27 protein-coding genes are annotated in these 26987 nt (G+C 50.9%); 11 read left to right on the top strand and 16 right to left on the bottom strand.

What is annotated here, in order from left to right:
* Positions 1-455: 455 nt before the first annotated feature.
* From GX659_02680 to GX659_02650, 7 genes are all read left to right on the top strand, one after another.
* Positions 456-1169 carry a Tol-Pal system subunit TolQ gene (locus tag GX659_02680; protein NLD27695.1) on the top strand — a complete coding sequence of 238 codons (714 nt, stop codon included), beginning with the start codon at positions 456-458 and terminating at the stop codon, positions 1167-1169.
* Between the two features lie 19 nt (positions 1170-1188).
* Entirely contained in the window at positions 1189-1617 is a 429-nt protein-coding gene (locus GX659_02675) for a biopolymer transporter ExbD (protein ID NLD27694.1), read from the top strand.
* Between the two features lie 73 nt (positions 1618-1690).
* A complete protein-coding gene (locus GX659_02670) occupies positions 1691-2587 on the top strand; it encodes a cell envelope integrity protein TolA (GenBank protein NLD27693.1) in 897 nt (298 codons plus the stop codon).
* A 62-nt stretch (positions 2588-2649) separates the two neighbouring features.
* Positions 2650-3930 carry a Tol-Pal system beta propeller repeat protein TolB gene (gene tolB, locus GX659_02665; GenBank protein ID NLD27692.1) on the top strand — a complete coding sequence of 427 codons (1281 nt, stop codon included), beginning with the start codon at positions 2650-2652 and terminating at the stop codon, positions 3928-3930.
* A 2-nt stretch (positions 3931-3932) separates the two neighbouring features.
* Positions 3933-4838, top strand: a complete 906-nt coding sequence (locus tag GX659_02660) for a Ppx/GppA family phosphatase (protein ID NLD27691.1) — start codon at positions 3933-3935, stop codon at positions 4836-4838.
* Between the two features lie 18 nt (positions 4839-4856).
* The gene (locus GX659_02655) at positions 4857-5669 is read left to right on the top strand and encodes a methyltransferase (GenBank protein ID NLD27690.1); all 813 of its coding nucleotides are present in this window, start codon (positions 4857-4859) and stop codon (positions 5667-5669) included.
* Positions 5666-6367 carry a HesA/MoeB/ThiF family protein gene (locus GX659_02650; protein ID NLD27689.1) on the top strand — a complete coding sequence of 234 codons (702 nt, stop codon included), beginning with the start codon at positions 5666-5668 and terminating at the stop codon, positions 6365-6367. The genes GX659_02655 and GX659_02650 overlap by 4 nt, the downstream gene beginning before the upstream one ends.
* Before the next feature lie 23 nt (positions 6368-6390).
* Here the strand turns inward: GX659_02650 and thrC are convergent, their stop codons facing one another.
* From thrC to ruvX, 11 genes are all read right to left on the bottom strand, one after another.
* The gene (gene thrC / locus GX659_02645; protein NLD27688.1) at positions 6391-7650 is read right to left on the bottom strand and encodes a threonine synthase; all 1260 of its coding nucleotides are present in this window, start codon (positions 7648-7650) and stop codon (positions 6391-6393) included.
* 21 nt (positions 7651-7671) lie between these two features.
* Positions 7672-8877, bottom strand: coding sequence for an NAD-dependent dihydropyrimidine dehydrogenase subunit PreA (preA, locus tag GX659_02640; GenBank protein NLD27687.1), 1206 nt, complete (start codon positions 8875-8877; stop codon positions 7672-7674).
* An 11-nt stretch (positions 8878-8888) separates the two neighbouring features.
* On the bottom strand, positions 8889-10145 hold the full coding sequence (locus GX659_02635) for an FAD-dependent oxidoreductase (GenBank protein ID NLD27686.1): 1257 nt from the start codon (positions 10143-10145) through the stop codon (positions 8889-8891).
* 24 nt (positions 10146-10169) lie between these two features.
* Positions 10170-10856, bottom strand: coding sequence for an FHA domain-containing protein (locus GX659_02630; GenBank protein ID NLD27685.1), 687 nt, complete (start codon positions 10854-10856; stop codon positions 10170-10172).
* 4 nt (positions 10857-10860) lie between these two features.
* Positions 10861-11874, bottom strand: a complete 1014-nt coding sequence (locus GX659_02625; protein ID NLD27684.1) for an ornithine carbamoyltransferase — start codon at positions 11872-11874, stop codon at positions 10861-10863.
* Between the two features lie 92 nt (positions 11875-11966).
* Positions 11967-13169, bottom strand: coding sequence for a YgeY family selenium metabolism-linked hydrolase (locus tag GX659_02620; GenBank protein NLD27683.1), 1203 nt, complete (start codon positions 13167-13169; stop codon positions 11967-11969).
* Between the two features lie 9 nt (positions 13170-13178).
* Positions 13179-14552 (bottom strand): allantoinase AllB, encoded by a 1374-nt coding sequence (gene allB / locus GX659_02615; GenBank protein ID NLD27682.1) that lies wholly within the window; start codon positions 14550-14552, stop codon positions 13179-13181.
* A 17-nt stretch (positions 14553-14569) separates the two neighbouring features.
* On the bottom strand, positions 14570-15952 hold the full coding sequence (locus tag GX659_02610; GenBank protein ID NLD27681.1) for a pyridoxal-phosphate dependent enzyme: 1383 nt from the start codon (positions 15950-15952) through the stop codon (positions 14570-14572).
* A gap of 58 nt (positions 15953-16010) precedes the next feature.
* A complete protein-coding gene (gene ssnA / locus GX659_02605; GenBank protein ID NLD27680.1) occupies positions 16011-17351 on the bottom strand; it encodes a putative aminohydrolase SsnA in 1341 nt (446 codons plus the stop codon).
* A complete protein-coding gene (mltG, locus tag GX659_02600; GenBank protein ID NLD27679.1) occupies positions 17348-18355 on the bottom strand; it encodes an endolytic transglycosylase MltG in 1008 nt (335 codons plus the stop codon). The genes ssnA and mltG overlap by 4 nt, the downstream gene beginning before the upstream one ends.
* Positions 18356-18372: 17 nt before the next feature.
* The gene (gene ruvX / locus GX659_02595) at positions 18373-18807 is read right to left on the bottom strand and encodes a Holliday junction resolvase RuvX (GenBank protein ID NLD27678.1); all 435 of its coding nucleotides are present in this window, start codon (positions 18805-18807) and stop codon (positions 18373-18375) included.
* A gap of 58 nt (positions 18808-18865) precedes the next feature.
* On the opposite strand from ruvX, the gene GX659_02590 reads away from it, so the two are divergent.
* Both GX659_02590 and GX659_02585 read left to right on the top strand, forming a co-directional pair.
* Positions 18866-19138: an acylphosphatase gene (locus tag GX659_02590; protein ID NLD27677.1), complete on the top strand. Its 273-nt coding sequence runs from the start codon at positions 18866-18868 to the stop codon at positions 19136-19138.
* An 88-nt stretch (positions 19139-19226) separates the two neighbouring features.
* Positions 19227-20225 (top strand): hypothetical protein, encoded by a 999-nt coding sequence (locus GX659_02585; protein ID NLD27676.1) that lies wholly within the window; start codon positions 19227-19229, stop codon positions 20223-20225.
* A gap of 371 nt (positions 20226-20596) precedes the next feature.
* On the opposite strand, the gene GX659_02580 is transcribed toward GX659_02585, so the two are convergent.
* The 5 genes from GX659_02580 to GX659_02560 form a co-directional block, all read right to left on the bottom strand.
* On the bottom strand, positions 20597-21112 hold the full coding sequence (locus GX659_02580; GenBank protein NLD27675.1) for a DUF192 domain-containing protein: 516 nt from the start codon (positions 21110-21112) through the stop codon (positions 20597-20599).
* A gap of 39 nt (positions 21113-21151) precedes the next feature.
* Positions 21152-21925 carry a 4Fe-4S dicluster domain-containing protein gene (locus GX659_02575; GenBank protein NLD27674.1) on the bottom strand — a complete coding sequence of 258 codons (774 nt, stop codon included), beginning with the start codon at positions 21923-21925 and terminating at the stop codon, positions 21152-21154.
* A 25-nt stretch (positions 21926-21950) separates the two neighbouring features.
* Positions 21951-23333 carry an FAD-binding protein gene (locus GX659_02570; GenBank protein NLD27673.1) on the bottom strand — a complete coding sequence of 461 codons (1383 nt, stop codon included), beginning with the start codon at positions 23331-23333 and terminating at the stop codon, positions 21951-21953.
* An 11-nt stretch (positions 23334-23344) separates the two neighbouring features.
* Positions 23345-23968, bottom strand: a complete 624-nt coding sequence (locus GX659_02565; GenBank protein NLD27672.1) for a hypothetical protein — start codon at positions 23966-23968, stop codon at positions 23345-23347.
* A 130-nt stretch (positions 23969-24098) separates the two neighbouring features.
* Positions 24099-24617 (bottom strand): hypothetical protein, encoded by a 519-nt coding sequence (locus tag GX659_02560; protein NLD27671.1) that lies wholly within the window; start codon positions 24615-24617, stop codon positions 24099-24101.
* 154 nt (positions 24618-24771) lie between these two features.
* On the opposite strand from GX659_02560, the gene GX659_02555 reads away from it, so the two are divergent.
* Together GX659_02555 and GX659_02550 are read left to right on the top strand one after the other, a co-directional pair.
* A complete protein-coding gene (locus GX659_02555) occupies positions 24772-25461 on the top strand; it encodes a response regulator transcription factor (protein NLD27670.1) in 690 nt (229 codons plus the stop codon).
* A complete protein-coding gene (locus tag GX659_02550) occupies positions 25458-26852 on the top strand; it encodes a HAMP domain-containing protein (GenBank protein ID NLD27669.1) in 1395 nt (464 codons plus the stop codon). Before GX659_02555 ends, GX659_02550 begins: the two co-directional genes overlap by 4 nt.
* Positions 26853-26987 lie beyond the last annotated feature (135 nt).

The following is a 26987-nucleotide window of genomic DNA, read 5'->3' as shown; positions in this document are numbered from 1 at the left end:
CCCTCTGAATCTCCGGATTCGGATCAATCGCATGCAGATGGACCTTGCTCTCAAAACTCACCTCCTCAAATCCAACTTCCTCGTGGAAGACTTCCGGACCTTCATCGTGCGCCTGCCCCACTCGCCGCCTCCTTAGTCGAACTCGCTGAGAATAGTATTAGCATATCCTCCTCAGCCTTTTGAACTCCGAAACCCTTTCTCCGCAAAACAGATGACATCCGCTTGCCGCGTAAACATATGAAAACAATGGATAATTAGTTATAAACGACGAAAAATCGCCCTCGCATTGACGATATCGACTTTTTTTGATGCCATGCCGCAGGCGCGCAATAAGCATTGGATGACAGGGAGGCCGGGCTTTTCCGCTCGCTGTCATTGACATTGCAGGAGCAAGAAAAGTAATATGCGCCGGATTTTTTAACCCTAAACACCTTAAACAGAGAAGGAAGTTGAATATGATGAGCTTAATAGGATTTTTGGCCCAGGTTGAACCACAGCTGATCGAATCTAGCGTATCGTCAGGAGATGGCAGCCTCTTCAACCTGTACCTCAACATGGGAATGGTAGGTCATCTGATAATGTTATCGCTTGCTATTTTTTCGGTGATCTCCTGGGCGATAATAGGGAGCAAACACAGACAGCTGAAGAGGGCCAACGAGAGATCAAAAAAATTCTTTCAGCTCTTTTGGCAGGCCAAGTCGATAGACGCGATCGTCTCCAAAGGATCCTTCCGAAAGAGTCCGGCCTTCAACGTCTTTAAAACCGGCATCGATTCACTCCGTGAAAATCTGGGCAACAACAAGATGAGGATTGTAACCAGGGAGATCAGGCGTTCAGCGGAGGATGAAATAGCACAGATGGAATACGGCGTACCCTTTCTCGCAACGACGAGCACCGTTTGTCCTTTCATCGGTCTCTTCGGAACCGTATGGGGAATCCTCCAGGCATTCTGGAAGATCGGGCGAACCGGAGCATCGAGCATAGCGATAGTCGGCCCCTACATAGCAGAAGCGCTGATATCGACAGTGGCCGGCCTTGCGGCTGCCATACCGGCCGTCATTTTCTATAATCACTACGTCAGAAAAATTCGTTTTTTCTCCAAAGACCTGTATGATTTCGCCGACGACTTTAGCGACAGAATAGATATCGAGTACAACCAGACAGTTTAACCCGCAAAGAGGTTCTCAAATGGCAATGGAAAGAAAATGGGGAAAGATGAAATCTCTATCGGAGATCAACGTGACTCCGCTCGTTGACGTCGCCTTGACGCTTCTTATCGTCTTCATGATAACCGCCCCTCTTCTCCAGCAGGGGTTGCCCGTAAATCTTCCTGAAGCCTCGGCGCCGGCCCTGAAAAGAGCGAAAGAGGACATCATACTGACCGTACAGAACAACGGCGCTATCTACATCGGTGACGACAAGATAATGATACCGATGGATGAGATCGAGGGAAGGCTCTCCGCCATCTTCTCGCAAAGGCAACAGAAGGACCTCTTCATCAAGGCAGACACCGACCTCAGATATGGAGATGTGATAAGGATAATGTCCATCGCAAAAAAGGCGGGTGTCGACAGGATCGGCATGATCACACAACCTGAAAAAGGAAACTCCCTTTAAGATGCGAGGAACGGCTTGACTGAGATGATCTTCCGATGCTGCATTTCTCGGGAACAAACCTGGAAGAATTAAATTGAAGAGATACCTCGAAATAGGACTCACCAGCCATAACGCCAAGGCGCTCAAGACGCCTCTCATGATATCCGCCATCGCGCATATCGTTACAATAATCATCCTGATCACGGCCCCCAATCTCGGATTATCTATGTTCGGCGAACGGCCGATGAGAATAGATGCGGTCTGGGTGGACCTTCCGAAGGGAACTAGCGAGGAAATCGGGCTAGGCCTCAAGAAAGCGGAAAACCTTCCGCGCAGCACCATCGAGGAACAGAAACAACTCTTCCAGCCTGAAAAAATCCGGCAGGAGACGATGGAGCCCAAGATGACCGCCCCTCCCCCCGACGACAAAACGAAAAAGGGCGAGGCCGTTGCCGAAAGGCCCAAGGTAGATGCAAAGACAACGCGCAAAAACGACGGCAAGGAGGAAAAAAAACCGCCTCAGTTATCGACTACCGACCGAAAAATTCGCGATGCCCTAGCCAAGATAGACAAGCAGGTAAAGGGCAGGACCATAGTTCCGGAGGCCTCGCAGATAAAGGATAGCGCCGAAGGTTATAAATACGGCACCGGCACCGAACCGCTGAAAGTGCTCCCGAGCGATCCCGAATACCTGAAGTATCAGGCGATGGTGAGGGCGAAGATAATCAGGGAATGGATCGTCCCCGGCAAATTCATCGAAGAGGGAAGCCAGCATTTAAATGCCAAAATCGAGGTCATGATAAACACCGACGGCGACGTCGTTACGATCAGGTGGGAATCTCCCTCCGGCAATCAGACCTTCGACCAATCTGCGGTAAGGGCCGTAAAACAAGCCTCCCCCTTCCCAAAGCCGCCCGACAGGCTGGCCTGGGAAGCATACAACGAGGGGTTCCTTATCGAGTTTGACCCACGTCTTAAACCCAGCTATTAAAAATTCCATTGAAACATCGTCCCCATTATACGATAGTTTCCAGCCATTAGGAGAACACCAATATGTTTCGTAAAATATTTTTGCTGACAATTTTCTGCATGCTCGCATCCCAAGCTGCATACGCGAGGATTTATATCCCCGTAGATCAGCCATCGGATCAGAAATTTCCGATAGCCGTCACCGACCTTCGCGGCGGCGGAACCGGACGGGAAATCTCCTCGATAATTCGCAACGACCTGACCCTGTCGGGATATTTCAACGTCCTTCCCACCGAGCTGTTCCGCGACGTCGCTAGGGAGGAGGGAAGCTCCGATGAAAGTATCCGTTTCGCATATTGGTCGGCAATAGGCGCGCAGGCGATGGTAAAGGGTGAGGTAGAATCAAAGAGCGGCAAGATGACGATCACCTTGCGCCTTTTCGACACCCAAAGCCGGGAGATGCTCGTCGGAAAACAGTACAAAGTTGACAAGGAAAACATGCGCAGGGCAGTGCACAGGTTCTCAGATGAGATCATGGAGGCGCTCACCGGAATACGCGGAGTATTCAACAGCAAGATAACCTTCACAGCGGTAACCGGAAAAAAGACCAAGGATGTATTCGTCATGGACATGGACGGCTATAAGCCCTACGCGATAACGCACAATAAATCCATTACGCTGAGCTCAGCCTGGTCTCCCGACGGAGGAAGCCTGGCATACACCTCCTATCACCACGGAAATCCAGACATTTACATAACCAGACTCGGCCAGAAAGACCAAAAGAGGATCACCAACGGACAGGGCTCGAATATCACTCCGGCCTGGTCTCCCGATGGCGGGACGATTGCCTTCGCATCTTCGATAAGCGGTTCATCCAACATCTACACGATGCTCCCTTCCGGAAAAAAGATGAACCGCGTAACGACAAACTACAACATCGACATATCGCCCGCATGGTCCCCGGGAGGAGATCAGATCGTCTTCTCCTCGGAACGCGCTGGAGGGCTCCACTTGTTTAAGATGTCATCGAACGGGGAGGATATTTCCAGGCTTACTTTCGTCGGCTATCAGAACGATATGCCCGACTGGTCTCCGATAGGGGACAAGATAGTCTTCGCAGGACGCGACATGGGAACGTTCGACATCTTCATAATGAATCCAGACGGCAGCAACATACAGCGTCTGACCATAGGTACAGGCAGCAACGAGCACCCGACCTTCTCACCTGACGGAAGGTTGATCACATTTTCCTCCACGCGCGACGGAGGCGCCGCCATCTACATCATGAGATCCGACGGCTCCAATCAGACGCGAATCTCCAAGGGGAACGGGCTGCTGCCGGCTTGGGGCCCCAAGGCGGACTGATCATGCGCGCCGTGATCGACATAGGCACAAACTCGGTTCTGATGCTGGTGGCTAAAAAAAAATCCAACGGCGCGATTGAACTCGGAACGGAAAAAGTGATGATAACCAGGCTCGGCGAAGGACTCACTGAGACCGGATGCATCTCCAAAGAAGGGGAAGAACGTACGATCGCAGCCTTGAAATCATTCCTTCAAACATGCGGAACCTTCAATGTAGCGGAGATAACGGCAATCAGCACTGAGGTGCTTCGCAAGGCGAGCAATGCTCTCGCCTTCATAAAAAGAGTAAAAAGCGAGCTCGGCATCGACATCGAAATTATGGGCGCTGAAAAGGAAGCCCGTCTGACATACGAAGCCTCCTCAATCGATTTCGGAAAAGATATAATAGTGGTAGACATCGGAGGCGGCTCAACAGAATTTATAAAGGGACCGAAGCCTCTCGAAATAGCGAGTTTGCCTATCGGTTCCGTTTCTCTGACGGAAGATTTTATACATTCGGATCCGGTCAGCGATGACGACGAAAGCGAGCTCAGGACCTCCATCTTCGACCACCTTTTGCACGACGTGCCGATTGAGACCTCTCCCGAAACCCAGAACGTAATCGCCACCGCAGGAACAGCGACCACCCTCATGGCGATGCATTTTGAAGTGGAAAAGTATGACAGCAAGCTTATCCACGGGCAGAAGCTCTCCATCGATGCCGTAGCCAAGATAATAGACGAGCTTCGCGAAAGAAGCGTGGAGGAGCGCAAAGAGCTTGTGGGCTTGCAGCCGGAGCGGGCAGAGGTGATATTCGCCGGAGCGGTTTTGTTTCACGAAGTGATGAAACATCTTGGGTTAAGGGAAATAACCGTAAGCGACAGAGGGCTGCGCTGGGGACTTTTCTACGAGAAGTTCTGCGCCGGCTGATCCTGTTGGAGAGAGTTCATGCCATCCTCAAAGGAAAGACATGCCCGCATGATCGGGGATTCGCTGCGCACAGCGCCGCTGATTTCCGCTATCCGCAATACGGTAAAGGCAGGCGACATCGTAGTCGATATAGGAACCGGCCTCGGAATACTGGCCATCGAAGCTGCAAAATGCGGAGCCAAGACGGTTCATGCGATAGAGATCGATACTGAAGCAATCGCAATGGCAAGGAAAAACGCGCACACAGCAGGGCTTCACGAAAAAATCATATTCCACGAACAGCTATCATTCAATTCCGAAATAGGATGCCGCGCGGATGTAATAATCTGCGAAACGGTAGGCAGCTTTGCCTTTGATGAAAACATACTCTCTACCCTGATTGATGCCAAAAAACGTTTTCTCTCCGCTGACGGAACCATCATTCCACAGAAGCTGCAGCTCTGGGGGGCGGGGCTCTCCAAAATTCCGGCGACAAACCGTATTTCGGAAACCGGCAAAGCCGACTCGAATCACATCGTGACCGAACCTACTCTTCTCGCTGCGGTGGATTTCAAAGAGAGCTTCTCCGATTCGATTCACGTTAAGCAATCCTTAAAATGCATCTCCGATTGTGAAATAAAAGGCTTCGCGCTTTGGCCGAAGGCATTCTGGGGAAAAAGCGACATCACCGACGCATCACCATTTTCCGCGCCAACACACTGGGAGCAGGGAATCATAGGGATAGAGCCTCGCAGATTTGTGCGGAACGAAAAAGCTACGCTCGAATTCATAATAGGCCCTCATCCGGAAAATCCCATGCTCATGACCGAGCGCCTCTGGAGGTGGGCGTGATACCGGAAAGATACCAAAAAAATATCGGAGAAATTGGGGAAGAAGGACAGAAAAAACTTCTCAATTCGCATGTGACTATCGTAGGCGCTGGCGGTCTCGGCGGCGTCCTATTCGAGAATCTACTCCGCGCCGGGGTCGGCAACATAAAGATAATCGACTACGACGTTTTCGACCAAACCAACCTGAACCGCCAGCTTCTTTCGTCAGCAAAAAATATCGGAACAAAAAAGACGGAGATCGCGAAAAAACGCGCCATCGATATAAATCCCGACATCAACATAATCGCTATCGATGAAAAACTAACCGCCGAAAACGCACAGAGACTTCTAGATAAAACGGATGTGATATGCGACTGCGTCGACTCCATATCCCTTCGCTTTGAAATTCAGAAAGCGGCGCGCATTCTACAGATGCCGATGGTTCATGCAGCTGTAGCCGGACACATGGGTCAGCTCATGACGATCTTTCCCGGAGATTCCGGCATCGAAGGAATATACGGCGAAGAGGAACTCGCTTCAAAAACCGGAGAGGAATCCTCTTTGGACAATCCCGCTCCGATCGTCTTTGTCACCGCATCGATGCAGGCGCATGAAACGATATCCCTGATCACTGAAACCCAGCCCCCTCTTCGCGGAAGGGTGCTGCGCATCGACCTGCGCGAATGGAAGCTCACCACCTTCTCCCTTCCGAAGAAATAAACGATACTCGCCTATCGGATGAATCAGCGGGATATGATTTTCCGGAGCAATTTTAGATCGGGGCTTATCGAATGAGGAAACTCGACAGACTGTGAAGCCGCTGGCACATCCTTTAGACCGTTCCCGGTTACAAGCACTGCGACTCGTTCCCCCCCCGATATCGATCCCGACTCGATCATCTTTTTCAGACCCGCAACAGCAGTGGCGGCGGCCGGCTCGGCAAAAACGCCCATGGAGGATCCAAGATATGCTATCGCCGAAATTATCTCCTCATCCGAAACGGCGAGGCAGGTTCCTCCGCAGGAAGAGAGCGCCTGCATCACCCATCTACCCGCACGCGGGACTCCGACGGAGATAGAATCGGCTATCGTCCTGGGAGTCAGCTCCGGCTCGATTTCAGGATTACCTGACAAAAAGCTCTTAACTATCGGCTGGCACCCCTCCGCCTGAATGACGGCGAGCTTTGGCATCTTTTCGACAAGCCCCATTCGATGAAGATCTGAAAATCCCTTTTCAATGCCGGCTAGGATAACTCCGTCGCCTGTCGGAACCACGACCCAGTCGGGAGCGGAAAACTCCATCTGCTCCCATATCTCAAGAGCTGCCGTTTTTTTTCCTTCGATTGTAAAAGGATTGTAAGCGGTATTTCTGTTATACCATCCATATTCGCGGCAGGCCTCTGTGGAAAGTTCAAACGCCTGATCGTAGTTCCCCTTTATCGGAACAAGACGCCCTCCATAGACCGCTATCTGCGTCAGCTTGGCCTTCGGCGCTGATTCCGGAACGAAGATGACACTAGAAAGTTCTGCAGAAGCAGCCATTCCTGCCAAGGCAGTAGCCGCATTTCCCGTAGATGCGGTAGCTATGGTCTCGATTCCCTTTTCAGCAGCAATTGCTACGACCATCGAAGAAGCGCGGTCCTTGAAAGATCCGGTCGGCAGAACAGTGTCGTCCTTGATCCAGATTTCATCCACTCCAAAATCATGTTCGAGCTTCATGGCGCGGCGAAGCGGAGTCGGCCCCGTAACAAGAGGGGGGATTGAATCGGGAGAATCTATCGGCAATATATCTAGATAGCGTGAAAAATTTTTCTTCTCGCTAGTGACTATTTCAACCCTTGAAAAATTTTTTGAAATATTTCCGTAATCGTATATGCAGCGTAGCATACCTCTTAGAGGCTGCATCGGCTTATTCAACTTTTCACATTCGGCACATAGGTACTCGACATCGCTGGGAATGTAATGCTTCTTGCAATCTATGCACTCAAATATAAATTTGCTCATCAGACGACCACCCTTTTATCCTCAGCCCCTCTTAACCATCTTTATACACCTGACCGGGCACATCGTGGAACAAAGCGCGCAACCCACACACTTGTCGTCGTCCACTTCCGGCTTTCTATCATCATCGGCCCTTATCGCGCGGTGACCCCCGTCGCGGCATGCGATCACGCAGGCATCGCATTTGACACAGCATTCAAGATCTATCGAAGGACGCCACTTGGCGCGAGTCAGGTCGTCGTGTGAAGTTATAAACTCGAGCGATCGACCACGGAGTTCGGCCACGGAAGAGATACCCAGCCTTTCCAGGTGAAAGGAGAGCCCCTCCTTCAAGTCGTCTATGATGTCATATCCGTAATGCATCACGGCGGTGCAAAATTCGACGACGCCGGCGCCAACGAGGATGAACTCGAGGGCATCCCTCCAGCTCACCGCACCTCCGCTGCCGGCTATTGGGATGCCGACCTCCTTGGATATAACGGATATGCACTTCAGCGATATGGGCTTCACGGCAGGACCGGAGAGCCCGGAATATGTCGATTTGCCGCAGACGTTCGGAATCGGAACAAAGTCTTCTACATCAACACCCATGAGCGCCGGAAGCGTGTTGCCTACGCAAACAGCATCGGCCCCGGCATCTTTGACAGCCATCGCTATCTCGGCGATATCGGCAACCTGCGGAGTCAGCTTTATTATCACCGGCGTTTCCCCGGCGGAACTCTTGATCCAGTCGACTACCAATGCCGATGCGACAGGGTCCTGCCCAAGCATCATTCCAGCCTTAAGCCCGAGTGAACCCTGCGGACAGGAGAAGCTGCATTCTACGAGATCAGCCCCAGCAGCGATCACCCGCTGCGTTACCTCCTGCCAGCTCTCCTTCGAACTGCCACTTACCGAAGCGATGACGACTTTGCTCTGGAAGTTCCTCTTCAACTCGGAAATTCTTTTTTCTACCACATCGACGCGATGCTCGCTTATCAGGTCTATGTTTCCCATACCCATCAGCCTGTCGTTGCCCAGGTCGATGCCGCTCATCATGGGATATGCCAGATCAACTTCAGTCCCCTCAACCGATGTGGTCTTTAAGACCGCACCGGCCCATCCTGCCTTGAATGCGTCCGCCACCATATCGAGATCGTCAGTGGGTGGAGCCGCAGCGAGGATGAATGGATTTTCAAAACTCACCCCGCAGAAATTGACCGTCAGATCAGCTTTAGGATCAGGATACATAGTTCCCCAATTTACGCAGATGAAAGATCGCTGTCGATTTCGATAGCGGCAAGCTTTCCCATTCCAACGGCGCGCGCAGCAGTTCCTCCGCCGCAGGTAATATCGCCTCCTGCGTAGATGAATTTTTCTGATGTTTTGAACGAGTCCTTTTCAAGCGCGATAAGGCCGGAGCTTCCGCTTCTCAATCCAAAATTCGTTTCAGGCTCCTGCCCGGCAGCCACGATCACGCTGTCGCATGAAATCGTGAATTCGGGGCCTTCGACATCATAGCCCTGCTTCATGCCAGCGATTTTCTCATGCCATTTCACGCGCACGCATTTTAGCCCCTCGATTCTGTCCTTTCCAACGACAGATCTCGGAATGACGCGAAAATAGAACTCGACGCCATCGTGCCATGCCGCATCTAGCTCCTCTTCATAGGCAGGCATTTCGTTCTGCATCCGCCTGTACAGTATGAAACATTCCGTGCCCGCTCTCTTCGCGACGCGGGCGGAATCTATCGCGGTGTCGCCGCCGCCGATGACGAGAACCCGGCGGCCCATATCTGGAATTTTTCCCAGCTTGGCGCTCCTCAAAAAATCCAGCGCCTGAAAAACCCCCGGGCGATCTTCCCCTATGAATTCAGCGACTCTCGATTTGACAAGCCCGGTTCCAATGAATATTGCCTTGAAACCCTGCTTAAAAAGAAGCCTGGGATCATCTATTTTTTTATCGGTTACAAATTCCACACCGAGCTTTTTTATAAACTCGATTTCAAATTCAACGACCTCTTTCGGAAGCCTGAATGAAGGGATTGTGCTAGTGAGAAGCCCGCCTATTCTGCCGTCTTTCTCAAACACCTTGACCTTGTAACCTAGCGAAGCCAGCTTGGCCGCACATCCGAGACCTGCCGGTCCGGAGCCTACGATTGCGATGGGACCCTTATCTGCGGGAACCAAAATAGGAACTATCATCCCCCTCTTGCGCTCGTATTCCATCACGAATTTCTGCAGCCCCGCTATATCTATCGGAGTAGAAAGCTGTGCCGACGTGCACTTACCCGCGCACGAGGAACCGGTCGGACATATGTAGGCGCAGGAAGCGGAAAGCACATTGCAGTTCTTGAGAAGCCTGACTGCACCATCGAGATTATCGAATCGTATCTTTCTGATGAAAGCGCGCGCATCGACCCCTGCGGGGCAGTTGCAACTGCACGGAGCATCAGCGCACATCAGGCAGCGATTAGCCTCAAATTTCGCCTGAATTTCGGTAAACAAATCTTTGCGCATCAAATCCTCGTACGGAACATGCAACTATTCCAACCCCTCGATTATCCTTCTGGCGCTGCGTGAAAAGCGCGTCTTGCCGGTGGGATCGAGATCGACCACCGCGTTCATATGCTCAAGGCACAGCTGCTTGTTCTTGACAGGATCGGAGTCAATTTTATTGTAGTAGTAGATTCCACTGTCATAATTGCTCATGATCTGCGCCAGAACATCGCCGCCGGGCATAGACATGTTTTGTTGAACGTTGTACCTGAAATACGCAATCGCGGCGATTCCCACAAATACCAAAACAGCCAACGCGATGATAAACATCTTCAGTTTATCGCGTCCCTTCTTCAGACAGAACTCGGCCCTCCTCTTGAGATCGAAACTGATGAGAGTGCCCGCGATTTCGATCTTGTCGCCGAATTTTATTTCAGCGCGATCTACGGCCTGACCGTTGATCTTGGTCCCCCACTTGCTCCCTAGATCCGTTATTGTGAACCTCCCGTGGCGTTGGTCTATCTTCGCGTGCCTGCGCGAAACGGAGTTGTCATCTACCCTAAGGCCGCAATCCTTTAACCTGCCTATTATAAATTCGCCATCGCCGACTGGAATACAGCTACCTTCACCGCGCCCCGATATCACGGTAAGCGCCGGAGCCCATTCCGCCTCGGAGAGATCGCCTATCGTCTCTTCGATCAAAGCCTCTTCGCTGTTATTCTCTTCTGCCATAGTCTCAAGAGATCCCGCCCATTGTAAGGGCCATGACCGCCTTGGCGGTATGTAGCCTGTTTTCGGCTTCGTCTATTACGATGGACCAGTTTTCATTGTCTATAACAGCATCAGTGACTTCCTTCCCGCGGTCGGCAGGCAGCGCATGCATGTATTTCACGTCCTTGGATGCGAGCTTCATGCGGCGCTCATCGCAGATCCAGCTCTTATATTTTTCTAGATTTGCTTTCATCTCGTGCTTCTGCTCATCGCTGTCGTTCCATTTATCAAAGTGCGCAAAGCCTCCCCAGTTTTTGGGAATGACAACCTGGGCGCCCTCGAACCCGGCGTCCATATCGTCGACGAAACGAATCGAACCGCCGCCTTCCGCCGCATTCTTTCGGGCCTGTTCAACTATATTTTTTTGAAGCGGAAACTCTTTCGGAGCGGCAACAGTGATATCCACCCCGTAGCGCGCGAACATAAGAAGCTGGGACTGCGGAACCGAGACGGGTTTGGCATGACTTTCTGCATATGCCCAGCTGATCGTAACTTTAAGCCCCTTGAGATTTTTCCCGAACTTTTCCTGCATCACCATCGTATCGGCCATAACCTGCATGGGATGATAAACATCGCACTGAAGGCTCAGAATCGGGATGTCGGACCACTTAGCCATCTCGCGAAGGTACTTGTTGCCTATATCATAAAAACAGTTGCGGCATGCGATGGCGTGCCCCATCCTCGAAAGAACCTGCGCGGTATCCTTCGCCGTTTCACCGTGAGAGAGCTGCATCTTGTCAGGAGTCAGATCGTGTGAACTCCCGCCCAACTGGGTTATCCCGCAGCCCATGGAATTTCTGGTGCGCGTCGACTGTTCGTAGAAGATCATGAAAACCGTCTGATTCTTCAGCCAGTCCGTAATCTCTCCCCTTTTCTTTTTTTCCTTCAGCTCAAAGGAAAGTTCGAGCGCACGATCCAGCTCCGCCTTGCTCCAATCCTGCGTTGTAATGAAATGCCTTCCTTTCATAGATGACATGATGCCTCCCTTCTATTTGTGTATCAGCACTATATCAGGACATCCAAAATTACAAGCGCAGCAAAAACTTACAAATAACCCTCATTTGAGTCACGCTATAAAGAAAGATATGATTTGGGATACTGCGCATAAAATGCCGCGGCCTTCCAGAGATGTTCGACAGGAGTCCATTCATTCGGAGCATGCGCCTGTTCTTCGAATCCGGGGCCGAAACCTACGCAAGGAATTCCGTGGACCCCCATGACCGTCACGCCGTTGGTAGAAAAGGTCCACTTATCCACGACGGGTTTGGAATTGAAGAGCCCTTCATATGACGAAACTGCGGCGCGAACCGCAGGGTGATCCTTTGGAGTAACCCAAGTCGGGAAGTATGACTCCATGGGGTGAGACTTGCCAGTGTATCCCGGTTTGTCATAAACGGGGATACTCACCTTGCCGCCAGCGCGCCCGACTATGTTGAGTATCTGTCCAACTGCTATATCCTTTGTCTCGCCCGCAGTAAGCCTTCTATCGAGATGTATGGAGCATCCATCGGCCACGGCACAAAGCGAAGGACTGACCGACGATATATCGCTCACGACGACGGTGCCCTTGCCGAGAAAATTTTCTGTGTCAGGCTGAAGTTCAGCATTGAGTTTTTCTATATCCAGAACAAGCGGGGCCATCTTGTATATCGCATTGTCGCCGCGCTCGGGCGCTGATCCGTGTGATGACAGCCCCTTAACGTTCACCTTCATCTCCATACGGCCCCTGTGGCCGCGATATATTCTGAGCCCCGTGGGTTCGGTAATGAGACAGAGATCCGGCCTCACATTTTCTTCCCTGATAAGATAGTCCCAGCACAGTCCATCGCAATCCTCTTCCATCACGGTGCCTGTAACCAGCAGCGTGTAATCATCCTCAAGCCCAAGCTCCTTAATGATCTTGCCGGCGTAAACCAGCGAAGCTATTCCACCCTTTTGATCGGCGGCGCCACGTCCCCACACCTTGCCTCCTTTGACGTGCCCGTCGAAAGGGTCGAAGTCCCAAAGTTCGCGCGTCCCAACATCCACCGTGTCGATATGCGCATCCATCGCTATTATCTTTTTTCCGCTCCCTATCCTCCCGATGACGGACCCCAGTCCGTCGACGCGGACCTCGTCGAAACCTACCGCCTTCATCTCATGACCTATGCGCTCGACCACCCTCTTTTCATCTCCGGAGAGGGAAGGGATAGAAACTATATCCGCCAAAAAATTCGCGATGCTGGTGGAAAGTGACTCGGCAAGACGGGCTATTTGCATTGAGATATTCGACATGACGACCTCCTAATGTTTTCTATCCACAAACTTTCCGTACCCGGGAGAAACTTTGAATCCAGACCTATGATCATAGACGACGCTGCCCCGGCAGATTGTAGTTACAACCTTCCCCGTGAATTCCCTTCCCTCGAAGGGAGTGAGGTGGCCCTTTGAAAAAAAACTTGAGCCCTTCACTGTCCATTTTTTAGTTTCATCCACAATCATAAAATCCGCATCGCTGCCTGCTGCAATAGCGCCTTTTTTAGGATAAAGCCCGAACCGCTTGGCAGCGGAAGAAGATGTCAGCTGGATGAGCCTGGATAGATCGAACCTCCCTTTTAAATACCCCTCCGAAAAGATATATGGGAACATCAGGCCAGTGCCGGGGGTGCCGGCGTAATCGGTCCAGATGCTTCCCGTATTTTTTTCAACATCCCTGCAAGGAGCATGATCGCTGGCAACGAAGTCGATCGTCCCATCGCAGACAGCGTTCCAGAGAGCGGCGGAATCTTCGTAGGTCTTGACCACCGGAGCAGTTTTTAGCACGGACCCCATGGAGATCAGATCCTCGAATGAAAAAGCCAGATAATGAGCGCATGTCTCGCATGTAAGATCAACTCCTGATGAACGGGCCTTGACTATCTCCTTCAGCCCCTTGGCCGACCCAAGATGGACTATGTGCAAAGGGCATCGCGTCTCTGATGCGATGGAAACACCTTGTATGACGCCATTGAGTTCGGAAGGATCCATCCTGCATTCATAATATGCCTTAGGATCGAATCGCCCTGCGGTCTGCAGCATGGCCATCTTCTTCTGCACGAACTCCCTGTCCTCGGCATGAAGTCCGACTATGGAACCCAAGTCCTTCACGCACTTTATCGCCTCGACGAGCTCGAGGGGATAGAGATTTTCGAATTCTCGCATGCCGGAGAGCAGATAGGTCTTGAATCCTACCACGCCAAGATCGATCAGGGACTGTACATCCTTCTTCCAATTCGCCTGCCTGATCGAATTGCCGGAGATCCCGCCCCAGAGCGCAAAATCTATCACCGACATCTCGGAGATGACTTTCAGCTTGGCCTGAAAATTTTTTCTATTGGTAACCGGAGGAACGGAGGTGTCTGGCATATCTATAACGCACGTAACTCCACCTGAAGCCGCCTCCATCGAACCGCAGGAAAAATCCTCCCTGTCGGTATAACCGGGGGTATCGAAATGAACATGGGGATCGAGAGCGCCAGGAAGGAGAAGCATCCCTTTGGCATCCAGCGCATCATCAGATGCCGGCACAGTACCAGAGGGAAGAATTTCAGCGACGATACCATCTTTGATCGCGATATCAACCAAGCGCGTTGAATTTCCATCCAGCGCAGATATCTTGGCGTTTCTGACAGCTTCCATCTGTACACTCCAAAAAATTAAAACCTTCTGCGTTCAATTATAGCTCTGTTTGTATCGGCGATCCCGGCCAGATGCTTCTTCCAATATTCCTGAGACCTCTGGGCGCGCAATTCCTCCTCGCTTTTGCCCTGTTGCTCCACCCATGTGTAATACTTCAGGTTGGCCCAGCAGTCGTGAGCGTGTTTCGTTCCCTCAAGCACATAGTCCGTCCCCTGTCGGTGAAATATGGAAACAAGCCTCCGTTCGGCCTCAGCCTTGTCCATCTTCCCAAGCAATTTGTTCATCTGATCCAGAATGCTGTAATACCTGTCGATAGAGTCAGTTGCAATGGTGAAGAGTATATCGCCTTTTCCAAATCCATAAAATTTCGCGGCCTTTATCGCCCCTAGTATATTGCATATACCGGATATGCCGAAGAGGTCCTTCATCTCCTCCATCACATTTCTATCCGCGCCGAGGCTGACAAGGAGTTCGGTCCCGACCTCTTCATGAATGAGCTGCATCCCCTTTTTTGAATCCCATTCGTCTATGCAGATCATCGCGTCGGTGTTGTCGGTATTGTGAATCCATGTGACGTGCTTGCCCCCTATCCCCTGTATGTCGTGCCCCCCAAAACCGTTTGAGTAGAGCGTCGGGCACTGCACAGGCTCAAGCCCGATTATGCGACAACTGGGATGGCTCTCCTTCACCCTGTCTCCGCAGGCGATGGTGCCGGCCGAGCCCATAGCGGAAGTTATCGCGGCAAACCTGCTGCCGACGCCCCTGCGTTTCAACTCTTCGAAGAGTTCGACGAGGGTATTGCCTGTCACGTAGTAATGAAAACGATAGTTCGCAAACTCGGTGAACTGATTCACCGTGATGGTGTTTGGCTCTTGCTCCAGCTCGTGCGTCTTGTCATAGATTTCTTTCACGTTTGATTCGCACCCCGGCGTCTTGAAGTACTTAGCTCCGTACCAGGCAATTTTTTCGAAGCGCTCCTTGCTTACCTCTTCAGGAAGAATGACGAGCGATTCGTAGTTCATTCGTTCACCGACGTAGGCGCCACCCACTCCAAAGTTCCCTGTCGAAGGCCATATAAGGCGATGTCTGCCAGGCTCTATTTCGCCAGCGATCTGTTTTTCAACCGTGCACGAATAGGTCGCACCGACCTTGTGGCTGCCGGTTGGAAAACCCCGCCCGGTTATCACACATATTTCAGCGTCAACCCCGGTAAGCTCCTTGGGAAGAACGATATGACGTATCCTGTTGGAAGAATCCTTCCAGGAAATATTGTAAAGATTGAGCGGCGAAAGCGGATCTCCCTCCAGCGCTTCTATCGCCTTGCTCCGAACAGCGTGTGGAATCTTTGAGGGATCGAGCATCTCATCGTAGGTGGGGCCCCAAACAAGTTCTTTAACCATTGACAACCTCCATCGATCAAAAATTAGTCGGCACAGACGCCGGTAAAAGTATATATTTTCAAATGATCCTCTTCCAAAGCCGCTTCGAAAGCTTCCTCGCAGCATTGGAGAGAGAAATTTCGTCTATATCAGCCATTTGAAAATCATGCATCCGAATTTTTCCGTCGATTATCGTGGTGCGCACCCGCGCATTCAACACGCCAAAAATAGTGTGCCCCCACGAATTTTTTCCGTCAAGAAGAGTTGGCGGCGCATCATCGACTATTATTACATCTGCAGCGGCACCTTTTTCCAAAACGCCCACGCTGCAGCCAAACATTCCGGAAACCATATGCGGAGCAACGAAACGGACGGCGCCTTCGACTTCATTCCAAGCAGCCTGCGCATCCAAGGCTCCAGGCTTATGGAGAACCGACGCCAGTTTTATATCACAGGCCACGCCCGAGCTCATTCCGTCAGTTCCTATAGCGACCGGAACGCCGCCCCTGCAGAGAGCTAGAAATGGAGCAACTCCAACCGCGTTATTGAGATTGGAAGATGGGTTGTGCACGGCATAACATCCGGCCTTTTTTATGAGTTTGATATCCTCCTCGTCGACGTGGACGCAGTGAATAGCAAGGGAGTTCGGATTCAAGATTCCCTTCCTGACCAAGCGAGCTGCCGGGCTAAGACCGCAGATCTTTCGCGTCGCATTTACATCCTCAATTCCTTCTGCAACATGAACGTGCGCCCCTACGCCGAATATCTCCATGAGTTCGAGAGCCTGCTCGAGGGTTTCGTCCGAGAGGGTCATGGATGCATGCAATCCCACCATCCCCCTGAGAAGAAAACGCGGATCGCTCGCCTGATGATTTTTCAAACTCTCCAGATAAAGCCCGGTCTCGGCCACCGCCTCATCGCGCGCCCCTTTGCCGCACCTGTCGGATATTTCAAAACAGATAGAGGCGCGCACTCCAAGATTCGATACGGCCTCTGAAACCGCGCCAAGTGAACCGGTGATAGCGCCATAGCTAGCGTGATGATCCACTACCGTGGTAACTCCGGACTTGATAGCCTCAACCGCACCAAGCGTGGCGCTCACGTACACGTCCTCGAGCGTGAGAGCGCGATCGAGCTTCCACCATAGCCCTTTGAGAACTTGTCCAAAACTCTTCATCCTGCCCGCAGGGATACCGCGCGCGAGCTGACTGTACAGATGAGTGTGGGCATTTATAAAACCGGGCATAACATAGTGCCCCTGAGCATCCAGAACTATCGTATTCTCTCCGCAAGAAGGGGGCTTCGAAGAACCCATTCTGGAAATTTTTCCGCCGTCGATCAGAATCCATCCCTTGGGGAAAACCTTTCCATTCCCGCAGATGACGCTCCCGTTTGAAATAAGAATCTTCTTTTCGTTCATTTATCGCTCCGAAAGGTCTGATATCTCCTGACCGCCTTGAGATGCTCTGCGAGGTCCTTGGAAAAGTGATGTGAGCCGTCATTCATCGATACGAAATAGAAATATTCAGTCTTTTCGGGGTTCATAGCTGCTATGATTGAAGCCCTGCCAGGATTGCATATTGGGCCAGGCGGCAGCCCGCGGTGAACATAGGTGTTATATGGATGAGGATTGGATATATCGGGCTTCCTGATGTTGCCGTCAAAATTCGAAAGACCGTAGATGATCGTCGGATCGCTCTGGAGAGCTATCCCCTTCAAAAGCCTGTTCATGAACACGCCCGCAACTAAAGCTCTCTCCGATGGAATTCCGGTCTCCTTTTCCACGATAGAGGCAAGCGTGATGATCTCGTTCCTGCTTCTTCCATCCCCTCCGGAGGGCACGGATCGCCAAACCTCATCAAACCTCGATACTAGCCGCCTTATGAAATCCTTTGCGGAGAGAGGATAGTCGAATCGATATGTGTCCGGAAATAAAAACCCTTCGAAAGAGGGGACCTCAAAAATGCCGAGCTCGTCCATGAGCGATTCGTCGCGCGCAAGCCTCCTAAACTCCGCAGGCATATCATCATTTACTATGAACGGCTTGCCGACTAGGGCCTTCGCTATATCCTCTATGTTCCAACCCTCTATGATTGTGAAGTCGTATGCGCGGACATCTCCGCTGATGAGCTTTCCTGCAGCCTCGATCATGTTCATACCAGCCGGAAAATCGTACATCCCCGCTTTCATCTTTCCACCCGCCCCCTTCGACCTGACGTAAAGTTCAAAAAGTTTGGGGACCCTTATGATTCCCACATCGTGCATCTGCGCCGCGATACTCCTGAGGGAAGAACCTGGCCTCACATCGAGTTCGGCATCGGAAGGGGACCTCCACTTGGTGGCCGCCACATAAAATGAGAGGGCCGCCACGGCCACGGTGATGAAGGTCAGCAGAAGAATAAATTTGAAAAATTTTTTTATCATTCCGTCCCCCTGCAAAACTATTTTCCATCCCCGTTTGCAAAGAGATACCCCTCTAGGATTACAACCGCAGCCATCTTGTCTATGACGCGTTTTCTCTTAGCGCGAGAGAGATCGCTTTCGACGAGCCTTCGCTCCGCCTCGGCGGTGGAGTATCTCTCATCCCAGTACTCCATAGGAATCGTAATCCCGGATTTTTCAAGGTGCAATAGAAGCTTGTCGGCAAACTTTCGCACCTTGCGAGCCTGCAAGCCAACCCCCCCTTCGGCATCAAGGGGTATCCCAATAAGCAGAAGTTCGGCCGAAAGTTCCCTGCATAAAAATTCTATCCTTTTGAAATCATTCAATATTTTTTTTCTGGTGATAACTTCTACGGGCTGTGCCGTCCAGCCAAACGGGTCGCTGGCAGCTACCCCTATCCTCTTTTCGCCTACATCCAGACAGATTATTCGCACCTGATATAGCTACAACAACAGCTTGATTTTGCAAGATAATGCTGGCATCCATTCGAACATGAAGAGAATAAAAATAAGGGTTGGAGGAAGGGTTCAGGGGGTATTTTACAGGGCCAACACCGAAAAAGAGGCCAAAGCGTTGGGGCTGACCGGCTTTGTAAGAAACCTTCCCGACGGAGGGGTAGAAATCACGGCTGAAGGGAAGAAGGAGTCGCTCGAAAAGCTGGCCAGGTGGTGTCAAAAAGGACCACCAGCGGCAAAAGTCGATAAATTCGATCTTTCATGGGAAGAGCCTGCAGGAGAGTTCTCCGCTTTTCAAATAAGGTATTGACCAGAAACCCTCGGGCTTCATCTTATTTGACATGTCAGACCGGCAAGTTGTATAAACCGCGCTCGAATAAACCTTTCAAGGGGGAGTCATGAAAAAATTAAGCCTCGTTGTCGTACTCGCGCTAGTCGTTTCCGTTGTTTCTGCCTGCGGCGGAGGATCATCCTCAGGCAAAGTCGTGGTGGATATAAATGGAAACAAGATCACCCAAGGTGACCTTGACCTACTCGGCGATATAAACCCGAGGATAAAGGCCCAGCTACTCAGCCCGATCGGCAGAAAGGGAGTCATCGAAAATCTCGTCGAACAGGAACTCCTTTATCAGGAAGCGATAAAGCAGGGGCTCAATCGCGATTCGGAAGTGAAGGCAAAGATAGACCTATACAGGAAGGTGATCATCGCTCAGTCGCTTGTGGAAAGCGACCTCAAAAAGGTAGCGAAAAAATATTACGACGAGCACCCTGAAGAATTCAAAAAGCTCAAGATGTCCCAGGTGATGATAAAATACCAATCCCCTGAGGAGATCAAAAAAGCCAAAAAATCAGCAAAGGGCCCTAAGGTTCGCACAGAACAGGAAGCCCTGAAGATCGTAGAGGAATTAAAAACAAAGGTAGAGGCAGGAGAGGATTTTGCAAAAATCGCCAGGGAAAATTCGGAAGATATAGCCACGAGATCCAAAGGCGGGGATATGGGAATGGTATCCAAGGACGACCAGAGGCTGGCTGGTCGTGGAATGGCCCCTCTCGTGGAGAAGGCCTTTGAGATGAGCGTCGATCAGGTCTCCGGTCCGATCAAGACTGCAAAAGGCTATCACCTGATAATGGTGACCAAGGCCGCCGAAGTTGAGCCATTCGGCGATGCCGAGCAAAACATACTTTTCAAAATGCGTGGCGACTCCAAAAGCGATCTACTCACCAAGCTTAAAAAGGACGCCACGATAGTTTACGCCGAGGAAGAGGGGCAGAAAAACGAAGAGGAGAAACCCGAAAAGGAAGTCCTGGAAAAATTTAAGATGAAAGCAGCAGAACAAAAAGCCGCGAAGGCTGCAGAAGCCGAAACTCCTCCTGCCGAGGAGAAAAAGGTCGAATAGAGGATTGGATAACAAACAAAAAGAAAACCCGGAATCCTTAGGTAACCTCTGAAAAATCAGCAAATTCAGGGCGACTCTAAAAGCTATCTGCGTCAGTCGCCTGCCTGGTGACTCGTAACTGGTGAGCGGTCGGAACCCCGCGGTAGCGGCAGCTTAAAACCGCGGGAATGACAGTGTGGTCGTCATCCCCGAGTGACGAGAAGGTCGTCATCCCCGAGTGACTTTATCGGAGATCCAGCAACGACCGTGACTGGTAACTCACTTCTAGATTCTAGCTTCTTGATGTTCTGGTCGATGGTCAATTGTCCATGGTCGAAGTTATTGTTGGAACGGTAAGGTCATCTTAATCTTAATGGCTTCAATCCTAAATATTATTTAGGACCAACCCTCTTTTCGACAGCATCGCCAACTTCTATATCGTATCGATCGGCAGAACCGGAGTTGACCTCTAAAACATACCTGTAGGGATCCTTTGATTTGAGAAGATCCTCAGATCCAGGCGTAGCGTTCTTGATGATATCGACCACTCTCATATCGTCGCCGACGAATATTATGTCCAAAGGAATCTGAGTATCTTTCATCCAGAAAGGTTCCCGAACTAATTCTGGAAACACAAACCACATCCCATAATTCGGAGGGATCGATTCACGATTCATGAGCCCTAACCTTCTCTCCTCGTCGGACTCCGCTATCTCCACAGAAAATGAAGCCTCGCCGATGACGATGGTAGCAACGGCGCCCGGATTCATAGTCCCTTGAAAAGGGGTCGCGACATGGTCATTTACGGCGTCGGGCGGAGGGGTCGCGCTTTCTACGGCAGAATCCATCTTTTCACAGGCAATAAAAATGACCGGCAACATCAACAGCAGAAAAAGATATCTTTTCATAATTAAAGCCTCCTTTTATGTTTCAGATAGGTTAGGGAATTAGCTCTCTTCCCTTATAAAATCAATCAAAGACTGGACCGCCGCCTCAAAACCTGCGATTCCCATGGCATCGGAGAGCCTGAGCCCCATGGGGCAAAATTCGGAGCAGTTTCCCACCCCCTCGCACTGGGAAAGCCCCTCCGGCCCTGCAGCTGAGCGCCTCATTTTTTTGATAGCGGATAAATCCGAACAATTGAGGCTCATCCCTAGCATTACGCTAAAAAGCCATGCGCCCGGAAATTTTGACCTTGAAGTGACACTGGGACAGACCTCGACGCAGGCCCCACACATCAAACAGTCCATAAAGGAGGCTGAAAGGCGCTGCCGCCCCGCTTCAAATCTGGCAAAATCAGGAGAGCCGCCATCGTCGGAGGGCAGAGATTCGCAACCGCTCCAAAGCTCGTGGTAAAGTAAATCCCCGCACATCGAAGACTTGTCGGTGACCAAGTCCCTTATGACGGGAAATTTCGCCAGGGGCTCTACAGTTATTCTGGAATCCAAATCCGAAACCATGGTTTTGCATGCGAGCATGGGGCGCCCGTTGATAAGCATTGAGCAAGATCCGCAGAGCCCCCTTCCACATGAAGATTCTACGCATACGTGGGTGGATGGTTTCCCTTCGTCCGTGACAGGCTCCTCGGATATTTTCGAAATCAACGAGAGGACCGTAGTCTCTGCTGGAACCGAAAATTCAAAGCGTTCCCAGTAGGATATTCCATCCGGACCATCCTGCCTTTTCACCTTCAAAAAAATTTCCAATTCCCCTTTTTTCATCCAGGGACTCCTGATAAAGCGGATTTTAAACCGTATTGGAAACCTCGACCTCACCGGATGCAATGATAGCAACGCTCCTCGAAGCGACTTCGCCAGACCCTTCCGAAAGATCCGGCTTCCCAGAAACTCCGCGGCTCTCGCGCCTCAGTTTACATGCTGCAACTAACATCTTGGCCATATCAAACTTTTTTTCCAGCCTCCGCATGAACAGTAAGTTTTGATTGCACCATTCTATCTTATCACCGAGCGGAGCCGAGTTGAAACGTGCTTTCAGTTCGGCTATCTTCAAAGATGAATCGGCAGAATGTTCCGCCTCGCCGACTAAGCGCCCCGCCGATGAAAGGAGCTCTGAAAGCTCCCGGGCTATGACATAGGCGTTCTCACTCCCCTCGTGAGATGCTATCTTGGCATTGAGTTTCTCTTCCGCCGCAACGGCTGATTCCAAAAGGGAGGGCGGAGTGGCATGACCGACATCCTCCTCTCCTGCAGCAGCGCTACTACCCGCCACAAATCCTCCGTAAACTTCAGAGAGAATTTCGTTTCCACTCAGCAACGAGGCTCCGTGATAGGCGCAAGCAGCCTCTCCGGCCGCGTACATCCCTACTACGGAACACTTGTGGAAATGGTCAACCTCCAGGCCGCCAAGGCTGAAATAGGCAGCCGGCGTGCTATCTTCGTTATGATCATCATGATGGCACTCAGCAAAAGACATGAACTCCGGATTGACAGCCCTGGCCCCACCCCGCATTGATGAGACTAGCGCCGACCCATCCAGAAAAGAGGACCTAAGCGTAGGTGAATATATCGAAGAATATCCTCCGAAGGACATTATGGTAGCATCCGCCTCTATCGCCCTTATCTCCATGCTCTTTTTATTTATAAACACCGCACCGCAACACCTGCCGGCATCGCCGATGACAGGTGAAAGAAACTCCCACCCGTTCATCATAAAAACTGATCCGCAAGAGGAAAGCTTCAACAGCTCGCCAAATAAAGCCAGCGATATTCTGCGGGATGTAAATTCGCCGGAGCGAATAGTTGAAAATCCACATCTGATGTCGGCGCATTCTTTCACCAGCCCGTTTGAATCCCGATCGAACCTAACACCGATATCTTCCAGCCATACAGCCATGCTGCGCGAAGCCTCGCACATCGACCGGAGCATCTTGGAATCTGCAAGGCCGCAGGAAGTTTCCAGAGCCTTCGAAAAAAAGCTTTCTAAAAATTTTTCACTTCGGCCGGACGAGACGTTGAAAGAGTTTAAAAATTCGCAGGAATACTCCCTCATCGGCTCGAGCACTGAGGTAATAGTGACAGAGGCACCGGCCCTTGCCGCAACAACCGCGGCCATCTGCCCCGCGAGCCCCGCGCCTATGATGAGAATCTTTCTCTTTCGTTCCGAAGGCATCTAATCTCCAATCAAGCCCTAAAAGCAAAAAGAACCAGCAAACCCCACACCGCTACGACAAAACCTGCACCGGACGTAAAAATCCAGAAAAACCTTTTCGATCGTGCGCCTGCGAGCAATCCCCATTGAAATAATACGAGCCTCAACGCACAGGCTATGTAGGCTCCAAAGGCTATGAAACCACATACAAAAAAAACGAACTCGGAACGCGATGAGATCACAGATGAGATTGAACTGAAATCGGCGGCGCCGCTCGGAACTGCACCTGGAGAAAACCTTGTCACGTACATCATATACGCTACAAATGGCACAATCGCCACCGCCGAAACCCTTCCGATGACGTAGGTGAGATTCCCGGATGAAAAAAAAGATGCAGGGGCAACTGAGGAGTAATATATCGAGAGGACCGACAGGAAGGCATGCGCCACAACCAGCAAGGCGAGAATAGCATCCGCGACATTATACAGAGGCAAAGAGGCGAAAAGCCCAGCAATTAAATTATAGTCCGCATCCCCTCCGAAAACCGCCGAGAGAGGAAGGAGGTGCAAGATAACAAATGCGGCACAGAGCGACAGCCCCACAATCGGCCTTGCCCTGCTCGACCAGAAGCCCAGATTGTCGGTAACTACGCTCATCGCCCCCCCTGGCAGAACACTTTACACCAGATCGAAATAATCTCAACGCATATATGACGTCACATGACCGGCCCGCGGCGAAAGCCGACTTGCTCACACGCCACGAAAACTTTTCCAATTTTCTCCCATTTCATTTCTTTATCTTTTCACGCACCACGCGTAATTGTTCATTGAACGTCATGCCGGAAGAAGCGAAATTGGCAGATGAAATTTTTCTGCCGACGAACCGATATCCGCATTCAGGATCCAGCGATGGGTGCCCATAGAGCTTTTGGCGTGGGAAAAATCTGCATATTCTGTGGCGGAAAGGATATATGGAACATCCTCCAGAACTCCCTCGCTCATGATTGAAATAGCCGCAGCTGTAAAGCATCCAGCCCTCTTCGAATCCCTCAAAATTGAAGTTCATCAAAAACTTGTGCCAGATCGATATCATCCTGCGCGCGCCGGAAAAACGCGCCAAGCATCGCGGAATCTGCAAGGCCAGCAGCATGCAGCATTTGCCACATTTATTGCAGGAACCCTTTCGTAAATACTCGCTTTTGCGGGTAATCCCGACCAGCCAGTCCGATGCAATTTCGAAGTTGTACGAGATATAACCTATTAAAAAGGCTAGGACTCGAAGCGGAAATAATATTATTTTGAGCATATATCCACCGAGGCGCAGGATTATATGTCCGGCGAGGCCTAAGTCCAGCGGATTCTGGACCCGACTTCCAAGGCATACTGATCCGAATCGATCAAAGCACCTAGACAATAGCTCCAAAACTGATACTCATCCCCATCGGAGGGCTGCCCGAAGTATGAAAAAAGTAATGATAGTTGAGGACGACGACGCAATACGGGAACTGGTCAGCCAGGTTTCATTGCGCGAAGGATTTGAACCCAAGGGAATTGCATCCGGAGAGATCGCCGTAGAGGAAATACGAAAATTTTCACCAGACCTCGTCATACTCGACATAATGCTTCCCGGCAGGGATGGACTCGAAATTTGCAAAGAATGCAAACTCGATGATAAATTGCGCGACGTACCGATCATGATGCTAACGGCAAAAGGCGAAGAATCCGACATAGTAACAGGGTTGGAACTCGGTGCATGCGACTATATAACCAAGCCCTTTAGCCCAAAGATCCTCGCAGCGAGGATGAAAGCGGCAATGAGGAAAACTTCCCCGGATCCTTCTCCAACAGAGCTTCCGGTAAAAATCCACTCCATATCCATAGATCCCAAAAAATTTGAGGTTGAAATAAAGGGTAAAAAAACCGATCTCACAGCAACCGAGTTCCGCCTCCTGTACCTGCTGGCAAAAAATCCCGGAAGGGTGTTTACGCGAAGCCAGATCGTAAGCAGCGTTCACGGAGATGATTATCCCGCGACCGATCGCTCGGTAGATGTTCAGGTCGTAGGGCTCAGAAAAAAACTTGGGGACCGGGCGGGGCGTTTCATAGAGACGGTCCGCGGCGTCGGCTATAGAATGAGAGAGGACAAATGAGGCGTACCAAGCTGATCTGGCAGATAATTCCGCTTTTCGCTCTCATAATATTCATGTGCATGGCAGCTTTCGCGTGGTTCTCTTCCCGTTCGATAAAATCTTTTTACATCGCCAGATTCTCTGAAAAGATGTCCGACAAACTCAGGATAGCAGTCGATCTCATGCCTTCCGGAATGGCACTCAGCAGAATCTGTTCCGAACTTGGAGAAATAGAGGGGATGAGGATAACCGCTATTCTTGCCGATGGCAAAGTCGCATGCGACACATCGGGCGAGGCCGGACAGATGGAAAATCACTCATCCAGGCCGGAGTTTGCTGCAGCTCTGCGCGGAGAGATATCCAGCGGCGTCAGGTTAAGCGACACCACTGGAGAAGAAATGCTATACACTGCCGTCCCGGTTTTGAACGAAAAAAAAGAGACCGGAGTTCTCAGAGGGGCTGTTCCTCTGACGCTTATAAAGGCATCCCTGACATCCCTCTACTACAAGATAGTCATGACGGGACTGGCGATCTTGACGGTGGCGCTTTTCATAAGCATCTGGTTTGCAAGGATGATAGGTAGGCCGGTAAAACAGCTTGAACTGGCCGCCGAAAAATTTACCGAAGGAAATTTCAACGCACATTTGCCGGACTCAGGCAGCCAGGAGATATCCTCCCTGTGCGAATCCATGAAAAAGATGAGAGATCGCCTGGAAAAGCTCGACCGCGTCCGAAAGGATTTTGTATCAAATGTTTCGCATGAGCTGCGAACACCGGTCACATCTATAGTAGGATTTTTGGAGATGGTCATCGAGGGAAAAGATCTTTCCGATGATGACAGAACAAATTTTCTCCACACGGCCTACAAACAGTCGGAGAGGTTGAACTCGATCATCGACGACCTGCTTATGCTTGCCAGGATCGAACAGGAAATAGAAAAAAGCGAGATCCCTATGGAGGAGGTCAGCGCAAAAGAGCTCCTCGCCGAAGCAGTGGAGATCGCATCGATCAAGGCCGATCAAAAAGGGATAAAGATAGACATCTTCTGCCAATCCGAACTCAAACTAAGGACGAATCCGCTTCTCATTGAGCATGCGATAGCCAATCTTCTCGACAATGCCATCAAGTACAGCAACCCGGACAGCTCCGTATATCTAAATGCCCACCGTGAGGCTAACGAGGTTATCATAAGGGTTAGAGATGAGGGGTGCGGAATTCCCAAGGAACATCTATCCAGGATCTTCGAAAGATTCTACAGAATCGACAAGGCGAGAAGCCGCAGTCTCGGAGGGACTGGACTAGGGCTTTCAATCGTGAAAAACATAGCCTCCGCCCACCGCGGCTATGTCACGGCATCGAGCCAGACAGGACGCGGAAGCATCTTTACCATACACCTGCCACAAAAGTCCTAAAGGAACGCCTGATCGAATCGAGACATATCTTCTCTGACCTAAGCAACCTCTGAAAAACTAGCTGTAACAATAACTTCGACCATGGACAATTGACCATCGACCAAAACATCAAGAAGCTAGAATCTAGAAGTGAGT

Source organism: Myxococcales bacterium, assembly GCA_012513515.1.
GTDB lineage: Bacteria > UBA10199 > UBA10199 > 2-02-FULL-44-16 > JAAZCA01 > JAAZCA01.
This window is presented reverse-complemented; position numbering and strand designations above follow the sequence as displayed.